This window comes from Streptomyces sp. W16, from assembly GCF_033194735.1.
Taxonomy (GTDB): Bacteria; Actinomycetota; Actinomycetes; order Streptomycetales; family Streptomycetaceae; genus Streptomyces.
In genome coordinates, this window is record NZ_JAWOAI010001102.1 from 1 (window position 1) to 1,202 (window position 1,202).

Genomic DNA, 1,202 nt, shown 5'->3' on the forward strand with positions numbered 1-1,202 from the left:
CGAACTCGGCGTGCTGCCCCCCGGGGACCTGCGCAAGGCCCTCGCGGCGCTGTGCGGCGACGACGACTGGGGCCAGACCTGGGCCCGGGTCATCCAGCACCGCTTCCAGTCCAAGGGCGACCTGCACGAGCATGCGGTCGGCAATCTGCTGATCGTCGCCCTGTGGGAGCAGCTCGGCGACCATGTCCAGGCCCTCGACCTGGTCGGCAAGCTGCTCGGCGCGCACGGGCGCGTGCTGCCCATGTCCGCCGTACCGCTGGAGCTCCAGGCCCTGGTCAAGGGGCACGACCCGGCGCGGCCCGACGACGTCGACACCGTGCGGGGGCAGGCGACCGTGGCGCTCACGCCCGGGGAGGTGATGTCCGTGCACGTCGTGCCGCACGACCCGCCGGCCGTGCCCGAGGCCGTCGCCGCCGTGCTCGACGCGGACTGGGTGGTGCTCGGCCCGGGCTCCTGGTTCTCGTCCGTCATCCCGCACCTGCTGGTGCCGGAACTGCTCGACGCGCTCACCGAGACGAAGGCGCGCCGGGTACTCTCCCTGAACCTCGCTCCGCAGCCCGGAGAAACCGATGGCTTCTCCCCGCAGCGTCATTTGGAGGTTTTGGGACGACACGCCCCTAAACTCGCCCTGGACGTGGTGCTGGCCGACGAGGCCGCCGTGCCCGATCGTGCGTCGCTCACCGAAGCCGCCAAGCGGCTTGACGCCGCGGTCGAGCTGGCGCCGGTGGCCCGGACCGACGGAACTCCAAGGCACGACCCGGAGCTGTTGGCCGCCGCGTACGACCGTATTTTTCGGATGCATGGAAGGATCGGCCCATGGCGATGACGGCAGCGGTGAAGGATGAGATCTCCCGGCTCCCCGTCACCCGGACCTGCTGCAGGAAGGCGGAGGTCTCCGCCATTCTGCGGTTCGCCGGAGGCCTCCACCTGGTGAGCGGGCGCATCGTGATCGAGGCGGAGCTGGACACCGCGATGGCGGCGCGCCGGCTCAAGCGGGACATCCTGGAGATCTTCGGACACAGTTCCGAACTGATCGTGATGGCGCCCGGCGGACTGCGCCGCGGCTCCCGTTACGTCGTCCGGGTGGTCGCGGGCGGCGATCAGCTGGCCCGGCAGACGGGGCTCGTGGACGGCCGCGGACGCCCCATCCGGGGCCTGCCGCCGCAGGTGGTCTCCGGGGCGACCTGTGACGCCGAGGCGGC

2 protein-coding genes are annotated in these 1,202 nt (G+C 71.7%); both read left to right on the forward strand.

Annotated elements, in window-relative coordinates:
* On the forward strand, positions 1-826 hold an 826-nt coding region (locus R6V09_RS53440; RefSeq protein ID WP_317888596.1), incomplete at its 5' end, for a gluconeogenesis factor YvcK family protein.
* The coding region (whiA, locus tag R6V09_RS53445; RefSeq protein WP_317888597.1) for a DNA-binding protein WhiA at positions 817-1,202 on the forward strand (386 nt) is incomplete at its 3' end. The genes R6V09_RS53440 and whiA, both read left to right, overlap by 10 nt.